22 protein-coding genes are annotated in these 23,970 nt (G+C 73.8%); 8 read left to right on the top strand and 14 right to left on the bottom strand.

The window, feature by feature from the left end:
• Window positions 1–7: 7 nt before the first annotated feature.
• The 4 genes from ACFY30_RS26785 (at window position 8) to ACFY30_RS26800 (ending at window position 3,526) form a co-directional block, all read left to right on the top strand.
• The gene (locus tag ACFY30_RS26785; RefSeq protein WP_390847678.1) at window positions 8–1,522 is read left to right on the top strand and encodes an aldehyde dehydrogenase family protein; all 1,515 of its coding nucleotides are present in this window, start codon (window positions 8–10) and stop codon (window positions 1,520–1,522) included.
• Window positions 1,522–1,926, top strand: a complete 405-nt coding sequence (locus ACFY30_RS26790; protein ID WP_390847679.1) for a DUF779 domain-containing protein — start codon at window positions 1,522–1,524, stop codon at window positions 1,924–1,926. The genes ACFY30_RS26785 and ACFY30_RS26790 overlap by 1 nt, the downstream gene beginning before the upstream one ends.
• A gap of 285 nt (window positions 1,927–2,211) precedes the next feature.
• Window positions 2,212–2,517 (top strand): hypothetical protein, encoded by a 306-nt coding sequence (locus ACFY30_RS26795; RefSeq protein ID WP_390847680.1) that lies wholly within the window; start codon window positions 2,212–2,214, stop codon window positions 2,515–2,517.
• A 136-nt stretch (window positions 2,518–2,653) separates the two neighbouring features.
• Window positions 2,654–3,526 carry a universal stress protein gene (locus ACFY30_RS26800; RefSeq protein ID WP_390847681.1) on the top strand — a complete coding sequence of 291 codons (873 nt, stop codon included), beginning with the start codon at window positions 2,654–2,656 and terminating at the stop codon, window positions 3,524–3,526.
• A gap of 114 nt (window positions 3,527–3,640) precedes the next feature.
• On the opposite strand, the gene ACFY30_RS26805 is transcribed toward ACFY30_RS26800, so the two are convergent.
• The 9 genes from ACFY30_RS26805 to ACFY30_RS26845 are packed head-to-tail and all read right to left on the bottom strand — an operon-like array spanning window position 3,641 to window position 11,425.
• Window positions 3,641–4,261, bottom strand: a complete 621-nt coding sequence (locus ACFY30_RS26805) for a V-type ATP synthase subunit D (RefSeq protein WP_390847682.1) — start codon at window positions 4,259–4,261, stop codon at window positions 3,641–3,643.
• Window positions 4,261–5,661, bottom strand: coding sequence for a V-type ATP synthase subunit B (locus ACFY30_RS26810; protein WP_390847683.1), 1,401 nt, complete (start codon window positions 5,659–5,661; stop codon window positions 4,261–4,263). Before ACFY30_RS26810 ends, ACFY30_RS26805 begins: the two co-directional genes overlap by 1 nt.
• The gene (locus tag ACFY30_RS26815) at window positions 5,658–7,433 is read right to left on the bottom strand and encodes a V-type ATP synthase subunit A (protein ID WP_390847684.1); all 1,776 of its coding nucleotides are present in this window, start codon (window positions 7,431–7,433) and stop codon (window positions 5,658–5,660) included. The genes ACFY30_RS26810 and ACFY30_RS26815 overlap by 4 nt, the downstream gene beginning before the upstream one ends.
• Entirely contained in the window at window positions 7,421–7,948 is a 528-nt protein-coding gene (locus tag ACFY30_RS26820; RefSeq protein WP_390847685.1) for a hypothetical protein, read from the bottom strand. Before ACFY30_RS26820 ends, ACFY30_RS26815 begins: the two co-directional genes overlap by 13 nt.
• Window positions 7,945–8,175 carry a hypothetical protein gene (locus tag ACFY30_RS26825; RefSeq protein ID WP_390847686.1) on the bottom strand — a complete coding sequence of 77 codons (231 nt, stop codon included), beginning with the start codon at window positions 8,173–8,175 and terminating at the stop codon, window positions 7,945–7,947. Before ACFY30_RS26825 ends, ACFY30_RS26820 begins: the two co-directional genes overlap by 4 nt.
• Complete coding sequence (locus ACFY30_RS26830; RefSeq protein ID WP_390847688.1) at window positions 8,172–8,588, bottom strand: ATP synthase subunit C; 417 nt, start codon at window positions 8,586–8,588, stop codon at window positions 8,172–8,174. The genes ACFY30_RS26825 and ACFY30_RS26830 overlap by 4 nt, the downstream gene beginning before the upstream one ends.
• Window positions 8,585–9,985 (bottom strand): V-type ATPase 116kDa subunit family protein, encoded by a 1,401-nt coding sequence (locus ACFY30_RS26835; RefSeq protein WP_390847905.1) that lies wholly within the window; start codon window positions 9,983–9,985, stop codon window positions 8,585–8,587. The genes ACFY30_RS26830 and ACFY30_RS26835 overlap by 4 nt, the downstream gene beginning before the upstream one ends.
• Before the next feature lie 19 nt (window positions 9,986–10,004).
• A complete protein-coding gene (locus ACFY30_RS26840; RefSeq protein WP_390847689.1) occupies window positions 10,005–10,964 on the bottom strand; it encodes a V-type ATPase subunit in 960 nt (319 codons plus the stop codon).
• Window positions 10,964–11,425, bottom strand: a complete 462-nt coding sequence (locus ACFY30_RS26845) for a hypothetical protein (protein WP_390847690.1) — start codon at window positions 11,423–11,425, stop codon at window positions 10,964–10,966. The genes ACFY30_RS26840 and ACFY30_RS26845 overlap by 1 nt, the downstream gene beginning before the upstream one ends.
• Window positions 11,426–11,601: 176 nt before the next feature.
• Here ACFY30_RS26845 and ACFY30_RS26850 point away from each other — a divergent pair, with 176 nt between their 5' ends.
• The gene (locus ACFY30_RS26850; protein WP_390847691.1) at window positions 11,602–12,462 is read left to right on the top strand and encodes a CBS domain-containing protein; all 861 of its coding nucleotides are present in this window, start codon (window positions 11,602–11,604) and stop codon (window positions 12,460–12,462) included.
• A 27-nt stretch (window positions 12,463–12,489) separates the two neighbouring features.
• Here the strand turns inward: ACFY30_RS26850 and ACFY30_RS26855 are convergent, their stop codons facing one another.
• Genes ACFY30_RS26855 through acsA form a run of 5 tightly spaced genes read right to left on the bottom strand, consistent with a single transcriptional unit; the run spans window position 12,490 to window position 18,059 of the window.
• The gene (locus tag ACFY30_RS26855; RefSeq protein WP_390847692.1) at window positions 12,490–12,741 is read right to left on the bottom strand and encodes an acyl carrier protein; all 252 of its coding nucleotides are present in this window, start codon (window positions 12,739–12,741) and stop codon (window positions 12,490–12,492) included.
• Window positions 12,738–14,189 (bottom strand): 2-oxo acid dehydrogenase subunit E2, encoded by a 1,452-nt coding sequence (locus tag ACFY30_RS26860; RefSeq protein ID WP_390847693.1) that lies wholly within the window; start codon window positions 14,187–14,189, stop codon window positions 12,738–12,740. Before ACFY30_RS26860 ends, ACFY30_RS26855 begins: the two co-directional genes overlap by 4 nt.
• A 2-nt stretch (window positions 14,190–14,191) precedes the next feature.
• Entirely contained in the window at window positions 14,192–15,190 is a 999-nt protein-coding gene (locus ACFY30_RS26865; RefSeq protein ID WP_390847694.1) for an alpha-ketoacid dehydrogenase subunit beta, read from the bottom strand.
• A 2-nt stretch (window positions 15,191–15,192) separates the two neighbouring features.
• Window positions 15,193–16,272: a pyruvate dehydrogenase (acetyl-transferring) E1 component subunit alpha gene (gene pdhA, locus ACFY30_RS26870; protein ID WP_390847695.1), complete on the bottom strand. Its 1,080-nt coding sequence runs from the start codon at window positions 16,270–16,272 to the stop codon at window positions 15,193–15,195.
• On the bottom strand, window positions 16,269–18,059 hold the full coding sequence (gene acsA, locus ACFY30_RS26875; RefSeq protein ID WP_390847696.1) for an acetate--CoA ligase: 1,791 nt from the start codon (window positions 18,057–18,059) through the stop codon (window positions 16,269–16,271). The genes pdhA and acsA overlap by 4 nt, the downstream gene beginning before the upstream one ends.
• 452 nt (window positions 18,060–18,511) lie before the next feature.
• Between acsA and ACFY30_RS26880 the strand changes: the two genes are divergently transcribed.
• The 3 genes from ACFY30_RS26880 (at window position 18,512) to fdhF (ending at window position 23,707) form a co-directional block, all read left to right on the top strand.
• Window positions 18,512–19,213: a CBS domain-containing protein gene (locus ACFY30_RS26880; protein WP_390847697.1), complete on the top strand. Its 702-nt coding sequence runs from the start codon at window positions 18,512–18,514 to the stop codon at window positions 19,211–19,213.
• A 124-nt stretch (window positions 19,214–19,337) separates the two neighbouring features.
• The gene (locus ACFY30_RS26885; protein WP_390847698.1) at window positions 19,338–21,023 is read left to right on the top strand and encodes an NAD(P)H-dependent oxidoreductase subunit E; all 1,686 of its coding nucleotides are present in this window, start codon (window positions 19,338–19,340) and stop codon (window positions 21,021–21,023) included.
• A complete protein-coding gene (gene fdhF / locus ACFY30_RS26890; protein ID WP_390847699.1) occupies window positions 21,011–23,707 on the top strand; it encodes a formate dehydrogenase subunit alpha in 2,697 nt (898 codons plus the stop codon). Before ACFY30_RS26885 ends, fdhF begins: the two co-directional genes overlap by 13 nt.
• Window positions 23,708–23,970 lie beyond the last annotated feature (263 nt).

Here is a 23,970-nt window from a genome sequence, read left to right on the forward strand (position 1 = left end):
AGCCGCCATGGTGTACGCGCAGCCTGGGACAGAAGGCAGTGTCGTCAACTTCGCCCGGCGTTACGACAACTTCATCGGCGGCGAGTGGGTCGCCCCCGTCGACGGCCGCTACTTCGACAACGTCTCGCCGGTGTCCGGCAAGGTGTTCTGCGAGGTCGCCCGTTCCTCCGCCGCCGACATCGACCTGGCGCTGAACGCCGCGCACGCCGTGGCCGACCGCTGGGGCCGCACCTCCATCGCCGAGCGGGCCAACATCCTCAACCGGATCGCGGACCGGATCGAGGAGAACCTCGAGAAGATCGCCGTGGCCGAGACCTGGGAGAACGGCAAGCCGGTCCGGGAGACCCTCAACGTCGACATCCCGCTCGCCGTGGACCACTTCCGGTACTTCGCGGGCGTGGTGCGCAGCCAGGAGGGCACCGTCGGCGAGATCGACGAGGACACCGTCGCCTACCACTTCCACGAGCCGCTGGGTGTCGTCGGCCAGATCATCCCGTGGAACTTCCCGATCCTGATGGCGGCGTGGAAGCTCGCCCCCGCCCTGGCGGCGGGCAACTGCGTGATCATCAAGCCCGCCGAGCAGACCCCGGTCAGCCTGCTGGTGGTCGTCGAGCTGATCGCCGACCTGCTCCCGCCCGGCGTGCTCAACGTGGTCAACGGCTTCGGCGTCGAGGCCGGCAAGCCGCTCGCGTCCAGCCCGCGTATCGCCAAGATCGCCTTCACCGGTGAGACCTCGACCGGCCGGCTGATCATGCAGTACGCGTCCGAGAACATCATCCCGGTCACCCTGGAGCTGGGCGGCAAGAGCCCGAACATCTTCCTGGCCGACGTCATGGACGCCGACGACGCCTATCTGGACAAGGCCATCGAGGGCTTCGTGATGTTCGCGGTGAACCAGGGCGAGGTGTGCACCTGCCCGTCCCGGGCCCTGATCGCCTCCTCGATCTACGACGAGTTCATGGCCCGCGCCCTGGAGCGCACCCGCGCCATCAAGGGCGGCAACCCGCTGGACCCGGAGACGATGATCGGCGCGCAGGCCAGCATCGACCAGTTCGAGAAGATCATGTCCTACATCGACATCGGCAAGAAGGAGGGCGCCGAACTCCTCACCGGCGGCAACGCGCGCACCGTCCCCGGTCTGGACGGCTACTACGTCGAGCCGACCGTCTTCAAGGGCACCAACGACATGCGGATCTTCCAGGAGGAGATCTTCGGCCCGGTCGTCTCGGTCACCACCTTCGACTCCCCCGAAGAGGCCGCGAAGATCGCCAACGACACGCCTTACGGCCTCGGCGCCGGCGTGTGGTCCCGCAACGGCAACCTCGCCTACCGGCTCGGCCGGGAGATCAAGGCGGGCCGCGTGTGGACCAACTGCTACCACGCCTACCCCGCCCACGCGGCCTTCGGCGGCTACAAGGGATCCGGCATCGGCCGCGAGACCCACAAGATGATGCTCGACCACTACCAGCAGACCAAGAACCTCCTGGTCAGCTACTCGGAGCAGAAGCTCGGCCTCTTCTGATGGGAGCCCGGGTGGCGCGCGTGGAACTGACCGGCGCCGCGGAGGAGTTGGTGCGCCGGCTGACGGCTCGTCACGGACCGGTCATGTTCCACCAGTCCGGCGGCTGCTGTGACGGCAGCGCTCCGGTGTGCTACCCGCGCGGCGAGTTCCGCATCGGCGCCGCGGACGTCCTGCTCGGCCATGTCGCGGGGAACACTCCGTTCTGGACGAGCGCCGACCAGTACGCGTCCTGGCGGCACACCCACCTCACCGTCGACGTGGTTCCGGGACGGGGCAGCGGCTTCTCCCTGGAAGCCCCGGAGGGCGTGCGGTTCCTGCTGCGCTCCCGGTTGTTCACCGACGAGGAGCGGGAGCGCGGGGAGGCGGAAGCGCCACTGGTGACCGGGGCCGAGGTGACGGGATGACCTGACGAGTCGAGCGCGCCAGGCCGTCGGGCAGCCGCCGACACGGCGCGGGCGGTGGTGACGGCGGGGCCGGACGTCAAGGCGTCCGGCCTTGCCCGTGCCCGCGGCGCTCGCACCGCCCGCGCCCCCGCCCACCGCGCGGTCCTGGCAGCCCGACCCGCCGTCTCCCCGCCGCCCCGTCGTTCCTTGGGCCGCACGGCCCACGTGGAGTACCCGAACGGCCCAGTGCATCCGTCGGCCCGACGCGCATGCTCGGAGAAAGGGCCTGTGGGAAGGAACGACGTCATGACCAGAGCGACATGGACCACACCGGACGTGTTCGCCGGGCGGGGAGGCACCCGCACGGACGAGGGCGGTGTGATGAGCGGCAACCTGACCGTGCGCACCACATGGGACGGTGTCCAGGCAGATGTGCTGGTGCGGTACACCGGAACCTCCCAGTGGCACACCCTCGCCGGCAGCCCGGTGCCCTGCCTGTCCGAGCAGGACAGCAGGCGGCTGCACCAGGAGGTGGTGGACGCCGTGCGGGCCGGCGGGGCCGCGACCGTTCCCCGGGATGACCGGGTCGGCTCGCCGGTCGGGAGCCAGTGACCCTCGGGGGAGGGAGCCGGGGCGGTCCCGCACACCGGTAGCCGCCGGATTCCACCGGGGGCGCCGTGGCGTGGCGGCTCCCCACGGCCGGGGTCACGCTGGAAGAACGGCGGCACGCGAATCTGCTGGAGGTGTCATGAGCGCTGGGGACGGGCGTGGGCCGATCGTCGTGGGGGTCGACCGGGATCCCTCGAAGCGGCTGGCACTCGCCTGGGCCGTCGACGAGGCGGATCGACGCGGCCTGCCGGTACGGCTCGTGCACGCCCAGGGCGTACCGACGGGTGGGTACCGGTCGGGCGAGGTACGGCCGTCCTGGGAGGAGTGGAACCGGACGCTGCACGAAGAGGGTGCCGAGGTGCTCAAGGAGGCGGTCGCCTTCGTCGAGTCCCGACGGCCGTCGGTGGAGGCGTCGACGGTGCTGGCGGAGGGAGAACCGGCCTGGGTCCTGCGCGAGGAGGCCGGCAACGCCTCCCTGGTCGTGGTGGGCTCCTGGCATCTGAGCACCCGGCGCGAACTGTTCACCTCCGCCGCCGTGGCGCTGCCGCTCACCGCCCACGCTCCGTGCCCGGTCGTCGTCGTTCCGGAGCCGGAGCACATCACCCAGGAGCCCGCGTACTTCGTGGTCGGCGTCGACGGCAGTGCGCACGCGGCGGCGGCGGTGGACCTCGCGTTCGAGGAGGCGGCCCTGCGCGGAGCGGCCCTCAGGGCCCTGTACGTGTGGCATCCGCCGCTCCTCGGTGTCCTGGACGAGGACGCGGCGGTGCGGGAGTGCCGCCGGGTGCTGTCCGAGACGGTCGCGGGCCGCACCGCGACGCACCCGGACGTGGAGCTGCACCACGAGGTCGTCCGGGGCCACCCGGTGCGGGCCCTGACGGAAGCCTCGGAGCACGCGCTGGGCCTGGTCGTGGGAACCCGCGGGCACGGAGGTTTCACGGGCATGCTGCTGGGCTCGGTGAGCCAGGGAGTGCTGCATCACGCCCACTGCCCGGTCATCACGGTCCCGGTGTGAGGTCCGATCGGTTCGTGCCGGACCCGGAGATCCGGATCCGTCCCGGTGACGAGATCCTGCTCGTCCCGCCCACCGCGGCCGAGCGGGACATCCGTGCCGCGTTTTGGTGAACGCTCACCGCTCGATGCTCCGGGCCGCCCAGCGACGCCGTACGCCGTCCTCGTGTTCGGCCTGTTCCAGGGCGAGGTCGGCCCGGTCGAGCGCCTGGCGCAGGCGGGGGATCCAATGGCGCCGCAGGGCGCGGACCCGGTGCCGGGTGCTGGTGACCTCGGCGCCCAGCAGTTCGGCGGCGGTACGGGCGGCGGCGTACTCGGCGGCGGCGCGCAGGGCGCGGCCGTAGGCCGCCTCGGCGTGCACGAGAGCGGTGTTCGTGGGAGCGGCGGCCGTGGGCGGGCGGCTGGGCACGGACACCGTGGCCGCGGTGGGGTGGCGTACCCCCATCGAGGTGGTCCAGTCCACCGTGACCTCGGCGGGACCGATACCGGCGGTGGCCGTGCCGAGAGCCTGCTCCCCGCTCAGGAGGAGCCCCCGCAGCAGCCAGTCCTCGGCCTCGGGCAGCAGGTCCCGCCAGGCGCGGGCGGCTTCCGTCTCCACGCTCCGCAGCCGCTCGTGCTCGGCGCGCAGGATGCGGAGTTTCTGCTCCAGCAGGTCGGCTCCGCGTTCGGCGACGGCGAGGCTGTGCCGCAGTCTCAGCCGTCCCGCCCGACCGGGCGGTGTCCGGCGGGCGCCGGTCATCAGAGCGCCTCCGTCTCCGGGGCGCCCTTCGCCCCGTGGGCGTCGAGGAGCGCGGCGGGGAGCATGGAGAGCTGGCCGCGGGGCAGGGTGAGCAGGGCCCGCCAGCCCCGCTCCAGCGAGGCGTCCAGGCTTCGGGACTCGTCGCTGCGCTGGTCGGCGAAGTCCCGCAGGAACGCCTCGTCGAAGTCGAGGTAGCGGCGGTCGGTGGGAGTCAGCGCCCCCTGACCGACCAGGTCCGCGAGATCGCGGACCTGCCGGGCGCGGGCCAGGGCGGCCAGCAGCTGGGCCGCGACGTCGAGGTGGTCGTCGCGGGTACGGCCGGGGCCGGCGCCCTTGCGCATCAGCCGGGAGAGGGAGGACAGGGCGTCCAGCGGCGGATACACACCGCGCGCGTGCGTCTCCGGCGAGAGCACGATCTGCCCCTCGGTGATGTAGCCGGTCAGGTCGGGCACGGGATGGGTGATGTCACCCGCGGGCATGGTGAGCACCGGCAGCACGGTGACCGAGCCGGGCCGCCCGCGGATGCGTCCGCAGCGTTCGTACAGGGAGGCCAGGTCGCTGTACAGGTAGCCGGGGTAGGCGCGGCGGGCGGGGATCTCCCCGCGGGCGGCGGAGACCTCACGCAGGGCTTCCGCGTAGGTCGTCATGTCGGTCATCACGACCAGGACGTGCCGTCCTTCGGTGAAGGCGAGGTGCTCGGCGACGGTGAGCGCGATCCGCGGGGTGAGGATCCGTTCGATCACCGGGTCGTCGGCGGTGTTCAGCAGCAGGACCAGTTCCCCGGCCCCGGACCGTTCCTCCAGGGCGTCGCGTACGAAGGAGGCGTCGGCGTGGGTGAGTCCCATGCCCGCGAAGACGACGCAGAACGCCTCTCCGCCGACGGTGGCCTGCGCGGCGATCTGGGCGGCCAGTTCCAGATGCGGCAGCCCGGCCACCGAGAACACCGGGAGTTTCTGTCCGCGTACCAGGGTGGTCAGGGCGTCGATGGCTCCGACGCCGGTGAGTACCGGTTCGGACGGCGGCTCGCGGCGTACCGGGTTGAGGGGAGCGCCGCCCACCTCGGCCATGTGGGAGCCGAAGACGGGTGGTCCGTCGTCGACGGGGTCGCCGCGGCCGTTGCAGACGCGGCCGAGCCAGTCCGTGCCGACCGGGACGCGCAGCGGGCTGCCCGTGAAGACCGCGCGGACGCCCTGCGGGTCCATGCCCGCGGTGCCCTCCAGCATCTGGACGACCGCCAGGCCGCGGTCGGCGTCCAGGACCACGCCGTGGCGCCGTTCGCCCGAGGCGAGGGTGAGGTGCGCGTACTCGTCCCAGCCGACCCCCGAGACGCCCTCGACGACCGCGAGCGGTCCCCGCAGTTCGCGCACCGCCGTGTACTCGATCCCGCCGGACAGGCTCATGGCCGCACTTCTCCCAGGCGGGAGAGCATGGCGTCCCGCCGCGCCGCCACGCCGGTGGCGTCGTGCGGGCCGGTGTCCTCCCGGGCGCGCAGCAGCGGACCGAAGTCGACCTCCTCGACCGATGCCGCCGGTACCCCGGAGTCCACCAGTTCCCGGCAGCGGTCGACGACCGCCAGGACGGCGTCGGCCAGCGCGGCCGTCTTCTGCGGCCCGCAGTACGCGTCCCGTTGCGACAGCGCGCTCTGCTGCAGCACGCCCTCCCTCACCAGCCGGCCCGCGAGCACGCTGATCCGCTCCCGCGCCGGAAGGGCGGCGATCCCGATCAGGTCGACGAGGTCGGCCAGCCGGTCGGCCGCCGCCAGCGCCGCTCCCACCCGCTCACGGCGCCGGGACCACGCCGGATCCCCGGCCGCCCGGTGTCCGGCGGCCAGCACGGGTACGTCCCGGGAGAAGGAACCCGCCCAGGAGAGCGCCGGGTAGTGGCGGGCGTAGGCGAGGTCGCGGTCCAGGGTCCACAGGCAGCGGACGAAGCGTTCGGTGTGGGCGGTGACCGGTTCGGTCATGTCCCCGCCGGGCGGGGACACGGCGCCGATCACGGTCACCGAGCCCCGGTCACCGCCGAGCGTGGTCACGGCGGCGGCCCGCTCGTAGAAGGCCGCGATGGCCGAGGCCAGTCCGGCCGGGTAGCCCTCCTCGGCGGGCAGCGCGCCGGTACGGGAGGCGAACTCGCGCAACGCCTCGGCCCATCGGGACGTCGAGTCGGCGATGACCACCACGTCCAGGCCCATGTCACGGAAGTACTCGGCGACCGTCACCCCCGTGTGGACGCCGGCCTCGCGGGCCATCATCGGCATGTTGGAGGTGTTGGCGATCGTCACCGTGCGGTCCGCCAGGCGTCCGCCCGTCCGCGGGTCCTGAAGCTCGGCCAACTCGGTGATGACGTCGGCCATCTCGTTGCCGCGCTCGCCGCAGCCGACGTAGACGATGACATCCGCGTCGCACCACTTCGCGATCTGCTGGAGCAGCACCGTCTTGCCGGTGCCGAAGCCACCGGGCACCGCGACCGTGCCGCCCCGGGCCACGGGGAAGAGCAGGTCGATCACCCGCTGGCCGGTGTCGAGGGCCTCGTGGGCATCGACGCGCTCCCGCACGGGCCGGGGTCTGCGCACCGGCCACAGGGCGCCCAGGCCCACTTCGGCACCGCCCACTTCGGCCACCACGGCGTCCGTCGCATGGTTCCCGGGAGCGGCGATCTCCGTCACCGTACCCCCGCAGCCGGGTGGCACCAGGACCTTCACCCGTACCGGCACCGCGTCGCGGATCTCCCCCAGCGTCTGTCCCTCGGCCAGTTCGTCGCCCTCCGCCACCAGGGGAGAGAAGGACCAGGTGCGTTCCGCCGCTCCGGTCCGCCGTGTGTCCGGCAGCAGCCAGTCGCCGACGTCGGACAGCGGGCGCAGCAGCCCGTCGAAGATTCCGCCGAGCAGGTGCGGACCCAGGCGCACCGACAGCGGACGGCCCTGGGGCAGTGCCGTCTGCCCCGGGGCGAGCCCGCCGGTGTACTCGTACGCCTGGACGGTGACCAGGTCACCTCTGATGGCCACCACCTCGCCGGGCAGTCCGGCGGGGCCGATCGAGACCAGGTCGTACATGGCGGTGCCGCTCGTGTACTCGATCTCGACCAGCGGCCCGGTGACGCGCAGGATCCGGGAAACCGGCCGGCGGGAGGTGGGCGGCCGGTCGTCCGTCCCGGTGGACTCCGTCACGGCTCCCACAGGCCTCGCACCTCCGCTCCCATGCCGTCCAGGGCCCGCTCGGCCAGCGCGGTCAGCGACAGGTCGACCCGCTTTCCGGGCACCTGGGCCACCACTCCCCCGTCGGCGTGCTCCGTCACCCGGGCGTCAGGGCCGAGGAGCGTGCGGGCCCGCTGCTCCAGTCGCTCCCGGAGCGACGCGTAGCCGTCGGCCCGGCGCAAGGCGCGGACCCGTTCGGCCGCCTCGCGGCGCACCTCCTCGTACGCCTCCCGCCGAGCGGACAGGGTGCGGGACCTGGCCTGCCGCCGGGCCCTGACGAGGAGGTCACGGGCGGCGTCCAGGCCGTCGGTCTCGCCCTGCCGACGGGCGTCGTCGAGGATCGCCCCGGCCTGGGCCCGGGCCTGGGCGATCGTGGCGGCGGCCTCCCGCTCGGCGCCGGCCAGGAGCGCCTCGGCGTCGGCGTGAGCGGCCCGCAGCAGTTCTGCCCGGACGGGCTGGAGCGCGTCCGTCGTCTGGTCGGGAGCACGGGTCGTCACGGCGGCATCACCACGGTGAGACGGCGGTCCGCGGGCAGTACCCGATCGTGCCCGAGTGTCTCGGCCGCGGCGGGGGTGAGGATCACCAGGTCGATGCCGTCCGGGAGGCTCCGCCAGCCCCGGCGTACGGCCTCGGGGTCGTCGGCGACGAGAACGACCGCGCCGGCCAGGGCGAGACCGGCCACCCGGGACCGCTCGCCGAGGGCGGCGACGCGTCCCATGGTCATGCCTTCCCGATGAGGATGACGGCGACGACCAGGCCGTAGATGGCGATGCCCTCGGCCAGCCCGACGATGACCATGGCGCGGCCGAACAGTTCGGGCCGTTCGCTGAGAGCCGCGAGGGCCGCCGCACCGGTGTAGGCGACGGCGATGCCCGCCCCGATCGTCGCTCCGGCCACCGCGATCGCGGCGCCTATCAGCGCGGCGGAGCCGGAGCCCGAGTCCTGGGCCGCCGTGGTCGCGGCCTGCGCCGATCCGCCGCCGAGCGCCAGGGTCAGGACCACGGTGGCGGCCGCCAGGAGAACGGCGTCGGCAGCGATCATCCACCACAGGGCGGTGCGGCCCGAGCGCCGCAGCGCCAGGCGTGCGGCGACGAATCCGGCCGCGATCACGGGCAGGGCCAGGAACCAGGTGCTCACGGCTGCTCCTCCCTCACCGGGCTGTGCTCGACGGGCAGATGCCAGGGTCTGAAGGGACGTCCCTCTCCCTCGAAGAGCCGGGAGAAGAGTTCGTAGTACTCCAGGCGCAGTGCCTGGACACCGGCCACCAGCGCCTCCAGCGAGAAGGCCAGGGCGTTGCCCGCGAGGAACACCACCAGCGCGGCGGCGACGCCGACCGGGCCCCGGCCCGCCAGGGCGGTCGTGGCGTCCCAGACGATCGCGCCGAGCGCCGCGTGCGTCAGCCCGAAGGCCGCGAGACGCGCGAAGGACACGACGTTGGAGCCGATCCGGACCACCGCGTCCAGGAGCTGGACGCCGGTCTGCACGGCGCCGCCCGGCCCGCCCGCCGTGGTCGCGTACAGACCCGCCGCGACCAGGATCAGACCGGCGACGGCGGCCACGACCCCCGCGGCGGCGAACGCCGTCCGGCCGAGCCACACGCTTGCGGCGCCGGCCGCGAGGCCGAGGTAGAGCGCGGCCCCGGCGATACCGGTCTGCGCGTACAGGGCCGCGGACGGTCCGTTCTCGCGCCACCGGTTCACGATCCCCGCGGCATAGGCGACGGCCAGCAACACGGCACCGAGGACGACGGCGGCCGCCAGCAGCCGCATGGGCTCCTCCAGCGGCGCCAGCCACAGCACCGGCAGCACTCCGGTCGGGCCGAAGAACTCGCCGTACGCGACGCCCGCCACGGTGGCGGCCAGCCCGGCCCAGGCGACGAAGGGCCACAGCGGGCGCAGCGCCGCCGGCCGGCGCGGTCGGCCCGTGCGGAGCACAAGGGCGAGGGCGACGAGCAGCAGCCCGTGCCCGGCGTCACCGAACATCAAGCCGAACATCACCCCGTAGACGATCCCGGCGGGCAGCGTGGGGTCGAGGTCGGCGTAGGGCACCGTGCCGTACGTCCTGACCAGCGGCGTGAAGGAACGGCGCACGGTTCCGGCCGGCGGTGTCGCCGCTCCCGTCAGCAAGGTCGGCGGGTCGACGCCGCGCGGGGACCTCAGCACCACCAGCGCGCCGCCGGCACCGGCGATGCGCGCCGCCGTGGTGCCCACCTTCCCCTCGGGGCACCAGCCCGCCAGGGCGGCGGCCTCGCCGTGGCGGACAGCGCTGCCGAGTCGTTCCTCCAGTTGCGCCTCGCCCGCCAGCAGGTCCGTCCGGCCCGCGCGCTCCAGGGCGTCCAGGTCGGGAGACGTCTCGCTGAGGACCGCTCGCCCCGGCTCGGTGCGCAGCTGCCGCAGGCGCGTCGCCGCGGACCCGCTGATGTCGTCCGGCCCGCCGTCCCCGGCCAGATCGATCTCGACGCAGCCGGCCTCGGCGATCCGTACCAGGCTCTCCCGCAGCGCCTCCTCGGGAGCCACGACGGCCACCCGGCGCATCCTGACGGGAACCGCCGCCTCAGCCCGGAGCACCGAACACCTCCCCCGGCCAGTCCCCGGCGCCGCCGCCCCGCGTGGCCAGCTCCAGCGCGCCGCGGGTCCGCCACGCATCGGCCGACAGCAGCGCCACGGCCCCCACGACCGGATGCGGACCGAAGCCGGCCCGGCGCAGCAGTTCACGGCCGTCCCGCTCGACCGCGTCCCACCAGTGTGCTTCCGCCCGCCACAGGTCCGCCGCCTCGCCGACGTCGGCGAGCAGCCATCCGGCGGCGGCCGGCAGCGCCTGCCGGAAGTCGGCATACGTTCCCGCGCCGACCGCTCGCGGGCCGAGCAGGCGGGCCGCCCGGCGTGCGGAGACGTCCGGCAGCCGACGGCCGACGACGAAGACCTCACGGCCGACGAGCAGGGCGAGCCGGGCCGCCGCCCAGCGCGCCGCATCGGGAACGGCGGAGGCGAGCCGTACGGCGGCGGAGACGCGCATGCCCGTGGCGACCGCGGCCGGCGAGTCACCCCCGGGGTCGCCCCAGGCGGAGGCTGCCAGAGCGGTGCGCAGCTCCGACGGCGAACGGGTGCGGGCGAGCCGCGTCCAGGCGACCGCCAGCGCGCCCAGGCGGTGGGGCGGGGGGTGGAGGCGTTCCGTGCCCGGCTCTCGCGGGCCGGCCAGGAGTTCGCGCAGTCGGTGCTCGGTGTTGGAGATCTCGAATCCCGCGGCGAGGGCCCGGACGGCGTGGGCGCCGGTGGCCGGCTGCCAGCCCGCGAGGACCCGCAGATGCCACAGCAGTGTCGCCGAGACCGCACGCTGGGCTTCTGCGAGCGTGGCGCCCGGCGTGACCTCGTGCCGGTACGGGGTGGCCGCCAAGTAGCGCAGGGCGTCGTCGAGTTCGCGGGACGCTGCCACCTGCCCGGCGCCGTCGGCACCCAGGCACCTGGTCCGCAGAGCCCGTGCCCGGGTCACGCCCGCCACCCAGCCGGCGCCCATCAGGAACCGCCTCCCCGGCCCTCCGGCGCCGCATCCGCCTCGATGTCCTCCCGTACGAGGGCGAGCACCCGGTCGACGAGCGCCGGTGTGCGGCTTCCGGCACGGTCGCGCACGGCGGCCGCCTCACGTTCTGCTTCGGCGAGGAGCGCCGCGGCCTCGCCCTCGGCCGCACGCACGACCTGCTCGGCGGTACGCGCCTGTACCTGGCGGGCCTGCTCCCGCGCGGAGGCCGCGATCGCCTCGGCCCGCTGCCCCGCTTCCCGCCGGCGCGCGGCGGCGGTCGCCTCGGCCCGTTCGCGTATGCTCCCGGCTTCCGTCTCCGTCTGTTCGAGCAGGGCCAGGGGCGGCGCGAGTTCGGCACGGAGTTCTGCTGAACGGTCCGTCGGGACACCGGCCGGTGCGGCGCGGCCGGGCGAGGCTGCCGGCCGGAACCGCGTCAGAAAGTCCCGGAAACCCGTCACACGCTCTCCTCCAGGTGGGCTTGGGGCCCCGCTTCCCAGTCTCCCCGGTGGGCGGTGACCTGTCGCGTCGCGCCTGGCCCGCCCGTCCCCCGCCAGTGCCGTTCGGCCCAGAGGCCGCACGGGTCCAACGATGCGAAACTGAGCCCGTAGGCGGACGGCGTCCCCGGGAGGCAGCCGTGAGCGACTTCGACCACAGCTCCGCGGAGAAGGAAGCCCGCCGTACCCAGCCGGGCCGTCCCTGGACCCCCCAGGAGGAGCCTCGCCAGGAGGCGCTGCGCCGCTACCTCGCGGCCATCGCGGGAGCCGCGTCGGCGAGGACCGCCGAGGAGTCGGAGCGCCCGCACGGCGCGACGGGTTCCGAGGCGCCCGCCACGGCCGCGCCCCGGCCGCCCGCCCGGAAACCGGCCGTACCGCGCGTGCGGGACGTCATGCGGGTGCCGGCGGCGTCCGTACCCGGTGACATGCCGTTCTCGGACGTGGCCCACGTACTCGCCCGGGAGCAGGTGAGCGCCCTGCCGGTGGTCGACGCCGACGACCATGTGATCGGTGTCGTCTCGGAGTCGGATCTGCTGGCCAAGGCCGCCGTGCTGGCGGAGCCACGCCGGCACGGAGCGGTCGGCAGGCTGTGGCAGCACCGCCTGTACGACAAGAGCCACGGTGACACGGCCGCCACGTTGATGACCTTCCCGCCCGTCACCGTCCACCCGGAGCAGAGGGTGGCGGACGCGGCGTGGACCGCCGCGCACGGCCGGTTGAAGCGACTGCCCGTGACCGACCATCACGGTCGGCTCGTCGGCGTGGTGAGCCGGCTCGATCTGCTGCGTGCCCTGATCCGCGACGACGCCGAGATCCTCGCGGAGGTCGAGTCCCTGGTCGGCCGGCACCTGTTGGATCCGCGCGGTGTCGAGGTCGCGGTGAAGCACGGCGTGGTGACCGTGTCGGGGAGGGTGGAGGAGGCTCTCGTGCCTGAACTGCTCGCCGCGGTACGGGACATCGACGACGTGGTGGGTGTCGTCGACAACACCGTGGTGGTCTGAGCCGTTTCCGGCCACGGGGCGCGCGCGTCACCGTGCGCGGGTGACGACGAAGTCGGCACTGCCGGACAGCGTGGTCAGCCGTGGCGTGTCCTCGTCGTCGATGCGGATGCCCGAGCGTTCGCTGAGCACCTCGACGAAACTCAGGAAGTCCAGGGAGTCCATCTCCAGGACGTCACGGAACGCGTCGTCGGGCCTCAGGGCGGCGACGTCCGCGTCCGGAACGACCTGGGCGATCGATTCCCTCACCATGTCCAGTGCGTCGGTCCGGTCGATGTTCACAGCTGCTCCGGGTTCTGCAGGAGGCGGGTGACCGCCGTGAGGTAGCGGGCTCCGACGGCGCCGTCCGTGGCCCGGTGATCGGCCGAGAGGGTCGCCGTGACCACGGGCCGCACACCCAGCAGGCCGTCGACGGCGCACGGCCGGTCGACCAGCCGCCCGAAACCGACGAGGGCCACCTGCGGTGGGTGGATCACTCCGAACACGGTCTCCACGCCCTGGTCTCCGAGGTTGGTGACCGTGATCGTGGCGTCCGACACCTCGGAGCCCCGCAGTCTGCCCGTGCGGGCCCGGGTGACGAGGTCTTTCAGGGCCGCCATCAACCGTGGGAGCGCCAGAGTGTCGGCGTGGTGCAGTGCGGGGGCGACCAGCCCGCCGCCTCGCAGGGACACGGCCACGCCGAGGTGTACGCCCGCGCCGCCCGTGAAGTGGTCGTCCGTCCAGAAGCCGTTGAGCTCGGGGACCTCCCGGGCGGCCAGGGCCCCCGCCTTGAGGAGCAGGGCGGCGGGGAGCAGCCGTTCGCCGACCGGGCTGCGCCGGTTGTGCTCGTGCAGCCAGTCCATCGCGGCGCCCATGTCCACGGTCGTGGAGAGGTAGTAGTGGGGGATCTCCCGGTTGGCGCGGCTCATCAGACCGGCGATCGCGCGGCGGACGGCCGGTCCCCGGTCCTGTGGGAGACGCTCGGCGGCGGGACGAGCCGTGGGCGGGCCGGCGTGGGCACGCGGGGCCTCGGTCGCCGGACCGGGAGCCGCGCGGCGTACGTCTTCGGCGCGGACCGTCGAGTCCTTGCCGGTCCCCCTCACCGTGGTCAGGTCGACGCCCAGTTCGGCGGCCAGCCGCCGGGCGAGGGGGGTCGCCCTCGGGCGCGGTGGCCGGGACGTGACGTGGGCGGCCGCCGCTTCTTCGACGTCGGTCCGGGTGACGCGTCCTCCGGGTCCGGAGCCGTGCAGGGATTCCAGGTCGACGCCGCTCTGCTCCGCGAGGTGCCGGACCAGGGGGCCCGCTTCCAGGTGGCCGCCCTGTCGGGCGGTGGACGGCACCGGGGCCGGGACCGTGGCGGGTGCGGACGGCGGGGGCGGGGGCTCGGACGGCTCGCCCTTCTCCGGTGGGCGAGCGGCCGCTCGTCGCTTCTCCTCCTTCGCCTGTCTCCTCTCCGCCTTCGCGAGCTTCTTCTCCGCCTTCTCAGGTTCTTCCGCCGCCCCGAGGGGCTTCTCCGTCGTCGTCCCGATCAGTGCGAGCGGTGTGCCCACCGGCACCGTCGTACCGGGCTCGACGAGCAGCCGGGCCACGGTTCCGGTCTCGAAGCACTCCACCTCGATGGTCGACTTGGCGGTTTCCACGACGGCGACCGGATCGCCCTTGTGGACGAGGTCGCCGGCTCCCACCAGCCACTCCAGGAGCGTGCCCTCGTCCATGTCGGCGCCGAGGGACGGCATGGTGAACTCGGCCATGGTCAGTCCACCGCCCGGCGGGCGGCCGCGACGATGTCGGAGGTCTGCGGCAGGGCGGCCTCCTCCAGCCGCCGGGCGTACGGCATGGGCACCTCCGCGCTGCACACCCGCTCCACGGGTGCGTCCAGGTCGTAGAACGAGTCCTCGGCGATACGGGCGGACACCTCGGCGGCGAGGCTTCCCGTGCGCCATGCCTCGTCGACGACCACCGCACGGTGGGTACGGGCCACGGAAGCCGCGACGGCCTCGGCGTCGAGGGGCCGGAGCGTGCGCAGGTCGATCACTTCGGCGCTGATGCCCGCGGCGGCCAGCTCGTCCGCCGCCGCGAGGGTCTTGGGCAGCGAACCTCCGTACGTGATCAGGGAGATGTCCGTGCCGGGTCTGCGGATCGCGGCGTGGTCCAGGTCCACGGGTGCGATGGCCGGCAGGAGTTCACCGGAGACGTTGTAGAGGCTGCCGTGCTCGAAGATGAGTACGGGATCGGGGTCCGCGAGTGCGGGGGCCAGCATGTGGCGTGCGTCCTCGAGGGTGGCGGGGGCGAGGACACGGATGCCGGGGATGTGCGCGTACCAGCCCTCCAGGCTGTGCGAGTGCTGTGCGGCGAGCTGCCGCCCGGCGCCCGTGGTCATCCGGATGACCAGCGGTACGGCCAGCTGGCCGCCCGACATGTGCAGCAGTGTGGCGGCGTTGTTGAGGATCTGGTCGAGGGCGAGCAGGCTGAAGTTGACGGTCATGATCTCGACGATCGGCCGCAGCCCCGCCAGGGCGGCGCCGATTCCGGCGCCCACGAACGCGGACTCCGACAGCGGTGTGTCACGGACGCGTTCGGGGCCGAACTCCTCCAGCAGACCGAGGCTGACGCCGAAACATCCGCCGTAGCGGCCCACGTCCTCGCCCATCAGGAAGACGCGCTCGTCGGAGCGCAGGGCATCCCGGAGCGCCTCGCGCATCGCTTCCCGGTAGGTCGTCTTCGCGGCCTCCGGTCGCTCGCCGTCCCCCATGGTCAGCTCACCTCCGCCGGGGCGCTGGTGACATGGTGCAGGAGATGCTCCACCGGTTCCTCGGGCGCCTGTTCGGCCGCCTCCACGGCATGGTCGACCTCCGCGGCGATCCTGCGCTCCATCCCGGCGAGTGTCTCGTCGACCGGGTCACCGTCCTCGCGCATGCGGTCGAGGAGCCGGTTGATCGGGTCTTGGCCCTTCCACCGCTCGACCTCCGCCTTGTCCCGGTACCGATCCGGGTCGTACATGGAGTGGGCGCGGAAGCGGTAGGTGCGCAGTTCGAGGAAGTGCGGCCCGGCACCCGCCCTGATGGCCTCGGCGGCCCGGCGGGCGGCCTGTTCCACGGCCTCGACGTCCATGCCGTCGACGGCCCAGGCGACCATGCCGTACGAGGCGGCCCGCATGGCCAGGTCGGTCTGCGCCTCGTGCCGCTCCAGGGCCGTGCCCATGGCGTAGAGGTTGTTCTCGCACACGAGCAGCAGGGGCAGTCCCCACAGGGCGGCGAGGTTCGCCGTTTCGTGGAACTCGCCCTCGGCGAAGGCTCCGTCACCGAAGAAGCAGCAGGTGACGCGGTCCTGTTCGCGCATGCGGTCGGCGAGCGCGAGGCCGGCGGCCAGGGGAAGTCCGCCGGCGACGATCGCGTTGCCGCCGTAGAAGCGCCGGCTCGCGTCGAAGAGGTGCATGGATCCGCCCCGGCCGCCACTGCAGCCGGTCGTCCTTCCGTACATCTCGGCCATGACGGCCTCGGCCGTGATCCCGCGGGCCAGGGCGTGGCCGTGTTCGCGGTAGGTGGCGACGATCGCGTCCTCGGGTGTCAGCGCCTCGTTGACGCCCACGGCGACGGCCTCCTCACCGATGTACAGGTGGACGAAGCCGCGGATCTTCGTGGCGCTGTACAACTCGACGCACCGCTCTTCGAAGCGCCGGACACGGAGCATGGACTCCAGCAGATCCGTCCGGTGCCCGTAGCTCGTCCTGCGCTGTGTCTTCTTGGCCGTCGCGTTCTTGGCCGTCGCGCTCTTCCTGCCGGATCTGCGGGGCGCCGGGTCCTTCCGCGTGTGGCCGGGGCGGGCCAGGCTCATGTGGATCCCTCCAAGGTGGACAGGTCGCCCGTGGGCAGGCCGAGTTCGCGTGCGCGCAGCAGGCGGCGCATCACCTTCCCGCTGCGGGTCTTGGGCAGGTTCTGGTCGAACGTGATCTCCCTGGGTGCGACGGCGGGCCCCAGCTTGCGGCGGCCGAAGGCCAGCAGCTCCCGTTCCAGATCCGGGGTCGGAAGGACACCGGGGCGCAGTGACACGAACGCCTTGACGATGTTCCCGGCGACCGGGTCCGGCCGTCCGATCACCCCGGCCTCGGCGACTGACGGGTGTTCCATCAGGGCGCTCTCCACCTCGAACGGCCCGATCAGATGGCCGGCCGACTTGATGACGTCGTCGGCGCGCCCCACGAACCAGTACCAGCCGTCGGCGTCCCGGCGGACCAGGTCACCGGTCAGGTACCAGCCGTCCGCGAACGCGGCGTCGTAGCGCTCCTTGTCGTGCAGATAGCCACGGAACATCGACGGCCAGCCCGGACGCAGTGCCAGTTCGCCCTCGGCACCGTCGCTCGGCACTTCCCTCACCCGGCCGTCGGTGACCAGGGCCCGGCCGTCCTCGCCCTGCTCCAGCACGGTCGCCTCGACGCCGGGCAGCGGCCGCCCCATCGAGCCCGGCCGGATCTCGCAGGCGGCGAAGTTCGCGATCATGATGCAGCCGGTCTCGGTCTGCCACCAGTTGTCGTGCACCGGCAGGCCCAGCACGTCCCGGCCCCACAGGACGGCCTCCGGGTTGAGCGGCTCCCCGACGGAGGCGATGAAGCGCAGGGCCGACAGGTCGTGGGAGCGCGGCAGGTCGTACGGCCCCTGGCGCGGTGTGGCGCGCATGAGCATGCGCAGGGCCGTGGGGGCGGTGTACCAGACACTGACCCTCTGCTCGCCGAGGATCCGGTACCAGCGGCGGGCGTCGTAGTCCCCCTCGTCGACGACGACCGTCACGCCGTGGACGAGGGGGGCGATGATCCCGTAGGACATGCCGGTGACCCAGCCGGGATCGGCGGTGCACCAGTACACGTCCTCGGGGTGCAGGTCGAGGGCGTACGCGGCCGTGGCGTAGTGGGCGACGACGGCCTCGTGGACGTGGACCGCGCCCTTGGGGGTGCCGGTGGTGCCGCTGGTGAAGTGCAGCAGGGCCATGTCGTCGGGCGAGGTCGGCGGGATGGTGAAGGTGTCGGGGGCGTCGGTCATCAGGGCGTCGAAGGAGGTGGTGCCGGGCAGTTCCGCGGCGCCGGGCCCGACGATCAGGACGTGTTCCAGCCCGGGAACGGACGCGCGGCGCTCGGCGACCTTGCGCCGGTAGAGGGCCGCCGTGGTGACCAGGACCCGGGCGTCCCCGAGGCGCAGCCGCTGCGCGACCGGGTCGGGGCCGAAGGCGGAGAAGAGCGGGCAGACCACGCTGGTGTTCTTCAGCGTGCCCAGCACCGTGGTGTACAGCTCGGGACAGCGGCCGAGCAGGGTGAACACCCGGTCGCCGCCGCCGACACCGAGCGAGCGCAGGACGTTCGCGAAGCGGGACGTGCGGCGGGCCAGTTCCGCGTACGTGACGGTGACTACGGAGTCGTCCCGGGCGACGCAGCGCAGGGCGGCCTTGCCCCGGTGGCCGGACGTCGCGTGCCGGTCGACCGCCTCGTGGGCGATGTTGAGCCCGCCGCCGGGCAGCCCGTCCAACTCGGTGCGGACCTGCCGCCAGGTGAAGTCCGAGCGGGCACGCTCGTAGTCCGCGAGACGGGGCGGGACACCGGGTGGGGTGTCCTTGCGGATGGTTTCCGCGTGCATCGGTTCTCCTCCCGGCACCGCGCCCCCGCCCGCTTCATGGCCGAGGGACCGGCCGGGCCGTTCGGGCTGCTGCTCCCGGTGCCCTCGCTCACTCCGCGACCTGAGGGGACTCGAGGTGCGGTGTGGACGGTCTGCCGTGCGCGCCGACGTGGGCGATGTGCCCTCCCGCACGGAGCGCCTGGGCGCACTGGGCGAAGCCGTCCGTTGCCCGATGCCTCGACTCTCCGGGCCCGGCTCACTCCCTCGCTCTGCCTCACCTCCACGGTCACCCCGGCGGCACACCCCGGCAACACGGGCCTTCCCGGCGGGAACCTCGCGTCGCCGCGACGTCGCAGGCCACGGCCTCCGCACCGACGGCCCGATCGGGCCCCCACCCGTCGGGCCCGTGCGGCGGCTCCGTGACGGGCGGAGAGTGGAAGGAGGAACGCACGCGACAGCGGAAGGCGGGAGCCATGTGGCACCGGACGGTGAGCGATCTCATGACCACGTCGGTCGTCCGGGTGCGCCGGGACACCGGTTTCAAGGAGATCGCCAAGCTGCTCGCCGAGTACGGCATCACCGCCGTACCGGTCGTGGACGACGACGAGCGCCCCGTGGGTGTCGTCTCCGAGGCGGACCTGCTGCGCAAGGAGGCCGCGCAGTCGGACCCGGCCGGCCTGCTGCCGGTTCTGCGCCCCGGGCCCGCTGCCCGTGCGAAGGCGGAGGCGGCGACGGCCGAGGGCCTGATGAACAGTCCGGCCGTGACGGCCAGGCCGCAGTGGACCGTGGTGGAGGCCGCCCAGGTCATGGAGCGCCACCACGTCAAGCGCATGCCGGTGGTCGACGAGGCCGGCAGCCTGGTCGGCTTGATCAGCCGGGCCGATCTGCTGCGCGTCTTCCTGCGCGGGGACAGCGCCATCCGGGAGGAGATCTCCGGGGACGTACTGGTCCGGACCCTCGGGATCACACCCGACGCGGTGACCGTGCGGGTGGTCGACGGCCGCGTCTCACTCGAAGGCATCGTCGAGCGCAAGTCCCTCGTCCCGGTCGTCGTACGGCTGTGTCGGGGCGTGGACGGCGTGGTCGACGTCACCTCCGACCTGCGTCACCGGATCGACGACACCTCCGAGGCCCCGGAGTCCGGCGCCTCGCGCGGCGCCGGACTGGCGACGTGAGCGGGACGGGCGTCCAACGCCATGCCCCCGCGCGCCCTGTTCGACCGGGCGGCGACGAACCGGTCGTCCTGCGGGCCCCGTGAGCCGGGATGCGGCCGCGTCCGGCCACCGCCACGATGAACACATGGTTCCCGTCGGCCCTGCCGACCGTTTCGACGCGCTCCGGGCCCTGGCCGGCCGGCACGGGCGGGCCGGAGCAGGGCTGATCGAGTCGCTGGCCGAGGCCAGGGCCACCACCCCGGACGGGCCGGAGGTCTGGGCGCCGTCCGTGGCGGCCCGCGCCGGACTGCCCGGCGCGGCCGGGCTCGGACCGGCCAGCTACTACTCCGACCTCGCGGCCCCGCACGGCCGCCGTCACGTCCGGGTGTGCGCCGCGACGGCCTGTTTCGCGGCGCGGGCCGGACGGCACCTCGTGGACGTGGAGGACGAGCTGGGGGTCCCGCCCGGCACGGCCTCGCCGAACAGTGACGTCTCGGTACAGACCGTCCGCTGTCTCGGCTACTGCTACACGGCGCCTGCGGCGCTCGACGGTGACGTACCGTGCACAGGTTCCGGCCTCGCCGCTCAGCTCGCAGGGCGGGAGCCGCCCAGGGCACCGGCGATCCCCGCGAGCGACGCCACCGGCGACCCGGTCCTGCTGGGCGGTGTTCTGGCAGGTGAGCCCGCGTGGCAGACGTGGCCGGCGACGGTGACGGCGGGCTCTGCGCAGGACGTGCAGCGGGAAGTGGCGGCGTCGGGGCTGCGGGGACGAGGTGGCGCGGGTTTCCGGGTGGCGGCGAAGTGGGAGGCGGCCGGTGGCGCGCCCGACACCGTGGTGGTCGCCAACGGCGACGAGGGCGATCCGGGATCGTACGCCGACAGGTTGCTGATGGAGGCCGACCCGGGGCGGGTGCTGGAGGGGCTGGCCCTGGCCTGCTTCGCCTGCGGCGCCGGCCGGGGCGTGGTGCTGGTGCGCTCCGAGTACCCGGCCGCTCTGGCGCGGATGCGCGAGGCGGTGCGTCAGGCGTACGCCGAGGGTCATCTCGGCCCGTCGGTGCACGGCACGGCCACCGGCCTGGACGTTCAGGTCGTCGAAGGCGCCGGCTCCTACGTCGCCGGTGAGGAGACGGCGCTCATCGCGGGGTTGGAGGGCGGTCGCGGCTGCGCCCGCTCCCGGCCTCCGTATCCGACCGGGCGTGGCCTGTGGGACGCGCCGACCGTGGTCAACAACGTCGAGACCCTGGCGGCCGTCCCGTGGATCATCCGGCGCGGCGGCGCCGCGTACGCCCGGCGCGGCACGCCCGCCGAGGCGGGGACCAAGCTGGTCTGTCTCTCCGAGCGGTTCGCCCGGCCGGGTTGTCACGAGGTGGACATCGGCACGCCGGTACGGCGGATCGTCACCGATCTCGGCGGTGGCCTCAGGGACGGGGCCGAACTGGCCGTGCTCCAGGTGGGCGGGCCACTGGGCGGCTTCCTCGCCCCTGACGCGCTCGACGTCCCCCTGTCGGAGGAGGGGCTGTCGGCCCGGGGGGCTTCCCTCGGTCATGCCGGTCTGGTCGCCTTCGACCACGGCGTGGCGCCGCAGGAGGTGGTGCGGCACGTGTGGGAGTTCGCCGCGGCCGAGAGCTGCGGCGCCTGCTCTCCGTGCCGGGTCGGCTCGCGCCGCGGCCTGGAGTGGGCGTCCGGCGGCGCGCCGCCTGGCCGGGAGTGGGAGCGTCTGTCCCGTGTGCTGGTCGAGGCGAGCCTGTGCGCCTTCGGGCGGCGGATCCCGGCCGCCGTGCGCAGCCTCGCCCGCGCCTACGGTGACCGTTTGACGGGATGGGACCCATGACCGGGATCGGCATCGAGGTGGACGGCATCGGTCTTGCCGTGCCTGACGGGGCGTCCCTGCTCACGGCGGTGCGGGCGGCCGGGACCGAGTTGCCCGCGCTGTGCTCCGACGACCGGCTCAGCCCTGCCGGGTCCTGCCGTACCTGTCTGGTGCGGGCGGACGGGCGGGTCGTGGCGGCGTGCGTCACCCCCGCCTCCCCAGGTGCCCGCGTCGAAACCGCCACCGACGATCTCGCGTGCCTGCGCAGGGACGCGGTGGAACTCATCGCCTCCGCGCTGCCGCCCCGGGCACTCACCGTCGACAGCCCGAGCGAACTCGCCCACGTCTGCCGGTCCATGGGCATCGGCCCCGAGGCGGCGCGGGGTGCCGACGGCCGGGGCGAGGACGACTCGCACCCGTACGTCCGTCTCGACCGGGACCTGTGCATCGCCTGCGGCCGGTGTGTGCGGATGTGCTCCGAGGTGCAGGGCACCTTCGCCCTCACCCTGGTCGGCAGAGGCGGTGACACGGTCGTGGCCCCCGGGGCCGGCGGAACCTGGGCCGAGTCGGACTGCGTCGCGTGCGGCGGCTGCGTCGACACCTGCCCGACGGGGGCGATCACCCAGCCGGGGCCCGCGCGCGGACTCACGTCAGGCATGCGCCCCGCAGCCGCCCGGACCCTCACCACCTGCGGCTATTGCGGGGTGGGCTGCACCCTCGACGTGGTCACCCGGGAAGGGGAGATCACGGCGGTGCTGCCCGCCCGGGACGGCCCGGTCAACCACGGGCACGCATGCGTGAAGGGCCGCTTCGCCCACGGTTTCCGTACGTCGCCCGAACGGCTCACCCGGCCGCTTCTGCGGCGCGGCGGAGTCCTGGAGCCGGTCGGCTGGGACGAGGCGCTGGCCCACACCGCACGGGAACTGCGCGTGGCCGTCGGGGCCGGTGGCCCCGACGCCGTGGCGGCGATCTCCTCGGCCCGTGCCACCAACGAGGACAACTACCTGGTCCAGAAGTTCATGCGGGCCGTCCTCGGCACCAACAACGTGGACAACTGCTCCCGGCTGTGCCACTCCCCGTCCGCCGCCGGCCTCACGGCGTCCTTCGGTCTCTCGGGTGGCACGGACAGCTTCGACGACGTCCAGCGGGCCGACTGTCTGCTGGTGGTCGGGGCCAATCCCGTCGAGGCCCACCCGGTGGTGGGAGCGCGGCTCCTCAACCACGTGCTGCACGGGGCGGCGCTGGTCGTCGCCGATCCGCGCGCCGTCGGCCTCGCCCTGCACGCCGACGTACACCTGCGGCCCCGCCCCGGCACCAACGTGGCGCTCTTCCACGGACTCGCGCACATCCTGCTCGCCGAGGGTCTGGTGGACGAGGAGTTCCTGCGGGAGCGGGCCACCGGTCTGCCGGAACTCGTCGCGCTCCTGGACGACTACCCACCCGAACGGGTCGCGGGCATCACCGGCGTGCCCGCCGAGGACCTGGTCGCCGCAGCCCGCCTGTACGGGAGGGCCGAGCGGCCGGCCGTCGTCTACGGCCTGGGCGTCACCGAGCACCTGCACGGCACCGACGGGGTGCGGTCCCTGGCCAACCTGGCGATCCTGTGCGGCGCCGTGGGAAGCGACCGCGGCTACGGGGTCAACCCGCTGCGCGGTCAGAACAACGTCCAGGGCGCCTCCGACATGGGCGCGTTGCCGGACGTCCTGCCCGGGTACGGCAAGGTGACCGATCCCGCCGTCCGCTCTCGCGCCGAGGACGTCTGGGGCGTCCCCGTGCCCGAGCGGCCGGGCCTCCGTATCCCGGACATGTTCGCCGCCGCACGAACCGGAGACCTGCGCGCACTGTGGGTCGTCGGCGAGGACGTCTGCGCCACCGATCCCGACACCAACCGGGTCACGCAAGCCCTGGACGCCTGCCCGCTCGTCGTCTGCAACGAGTTGTTCCTGTCCGAGACGGCACGGCGTGCCGACGTCGTACTCCCCGCCGCGTCGTGGCTCGAGAAGGACGGCACCTTCGTCAACTTCGACCGCCGGTTCCAGCGGGTCCGCCCCGCCGTGCCCCCGCCCGGCGAGGCACGCACCGACTTCGACATCGTGCGGGCCCTCGCCGCCGCCATGGGAGCCGACCTCGGCTGCGCGACCCCCGCCGAGGCGCTCGCCGAGTGCGGTCGGCTCGCGCCCGTCTTCGCCGGTCTCTCCCACGACCGGCTGGACCGCGAGGGCGCCGTGCCGTGGCCCTGCCCCGACCCCGGACGGCCGGGCGAGGCCAAGCTGTACACGAGGCGGTTCGCCACACCGGACGGCCGGGCCCACCTCGCCGCCGCCCCCTACCTCCCGCCCGGCGAGGAGCCCGACGACGCCTACCCGCTGCTCCTGGTCACCGGGCGCCGCTGGGCGCACTACAACTCCGGCAGCATGACGCGGCACGGCGGCAACCTCGCCCTCGATCCGGTCGACTTCCTCGACCTCCACCCCGACGACGCCCACCGGTACGGTGTGCGCGACGGCGAGCGGGTCGCGGTGGAGAGTCGGCACGGCCGGGCCCGGCTCGTCGCCCGCATCGGTGAACGGACGGCCCCCGGCCAGGTCTTCTGTTCCTTCCACTTCCCCACGAGCGGGGTGAACCGCCTCACCTCCGACCACGCCGACACGGTCACCTCGTGCCCCGAGTACAAGGTCACGGCGGTCCGGCTGGCCGTGCCGTGAAAGCGGCGGTCCGAGGCGGTCGGCGATGAGCAGCGGATCCGCGGCCCCGTCGCGCCGGGCGCTCCGGCGCATGACCGGGGTCTACGGCGTGCCCGGCCCGGCCCGGTTCAGTCGTCAACCAGGTGCGCCGCCGCCCTTCGCGCAACGGGCCACGCGGTCAGGCATCCGAAGGGCGCGGCAGCGGCAGCGGCAGCGGCAGCGGCAGCGGCAGCGGCTGAGCGTCCTGGGCAGCCGCCGGCCGCAGTGCCTGAGCCGTTTCGGGT

The organism is Streptomyces sp. NPDC000345 (assembly GCF_042898825.1).
GTDB lineage: Bacteria > Actinomycetota > Actinomycetes > Streptomycetales > Streptomycetaceae > Streptomyces.

Coding starts and splice junctions, on each gene's coding strand:
- ACFY30_RS26885 (WP_390847698.1), top strand. CDS start 19,338: ATGGTTCCCGTCGGCCCTGCCGACCGTTTCGACGCGCTCCGGGCCCTG.
- fdhF (WP_390847699.1), top strand. CDS start 21,011: ATGGGACCCATGACCGGGATCGGCATCGAGGTGGACGGCATCGGTCTT.
- ACFY30_RS26805 (WP_390847682.1), bottom strand. CDS start 4,261: ATGACCGGCGCCCGCCGGACACCGCCCGGTCGGGCGGGACGGCTGAGA.
- pdhA (WP_390847695.1), bottom strand. CDS start 16,272: ATGAGCCTGGCCCGCCCCGGCCACACGCGGAAGGACCCGGCGCCCCGC.
- ACFY30_RS26880 (WP_390847697.1), top strand. CDS start 18,512: ATGTGGCACCGGACGGTGAGCGATCTCATGACCACGTCGGTCGTCCGG.
- ACFY30_RS26835 (WP_390847905.1), bottom strand. CDS start 9,985: ATGCGCCGGGTGGCCGTCGTGGCTCCCGAGGAGGCGCTGCGGGAGAGC.
- ACFY30_RS26790 (WP_390847679.1), top strand. CDS start 1,522: ATGGGAGCCCGGGTGGCGCGCGTGGAACTGACCGGCGCCGCGGAGGAG.
- ACFY30_RS26860 (WP_390847693.1), bottom strand. CDS start 14,189: ATGGCCGAGTTCACCATGCCGTCCCTCGGCGCCGACATGGACGAGGGC.
- ACFY30_RS26840 (WP_390847689.1), bottom strand. CDS start 10,964: ATGGGCGCCGGCTGGGTGGCGGGCGTGACCCGGGCACGGGCTCTGCGG.
- ACFY30_RS26825 (WP_390847686.1), bottom strand. CDS start 8,175: ATGACCATGGGACGCGTCGCCGCCCTCGGCGAGCGGTCCCGGGTGGCC.
- ACFY30_RS26810 (WP_390847683.1), bottom strand. CDS start 5,661: ATGAGCCTGTCCGGCGGGATCGAGTACACGGCGGTGCGCGAACTGCGG.
- acsA (WP_390847696.1), bottom strand. CDS start 18,059: ATGCACGCGGAAACCATCCGCAAGGACACCCCACCCGGTGTCCCGCCC.
- ACFY30_RS26785 (WP_390847678.1), top strand. CDS start 8: ATGGTGTACGCGCAGCCTGGGACAGAAGGCAGTGTCGTCAACTTCGCC.
- ACFY30_RS26795 (WP_390847680.1), top strand. CDS start 2,212: ATGACCAGAGCGACATGGACCACACCGGACGTGTTCGCCGGGCGGGGA.
- ACFY30_RS26800 (WP_390847681.1), top strand. CDS start 2,654: ATGAGCGCTGGGGACGGGCGTGGGCCGATCGTCGTGGGGGTCGACCGG.
- ACFY30_RS26865 (WP_390847694.1), bottom strand. CDS start 15,190: ATGGGGGACGGCGAGCGACCGGAGGCCGCGAAGACGACCTACCGGGAA.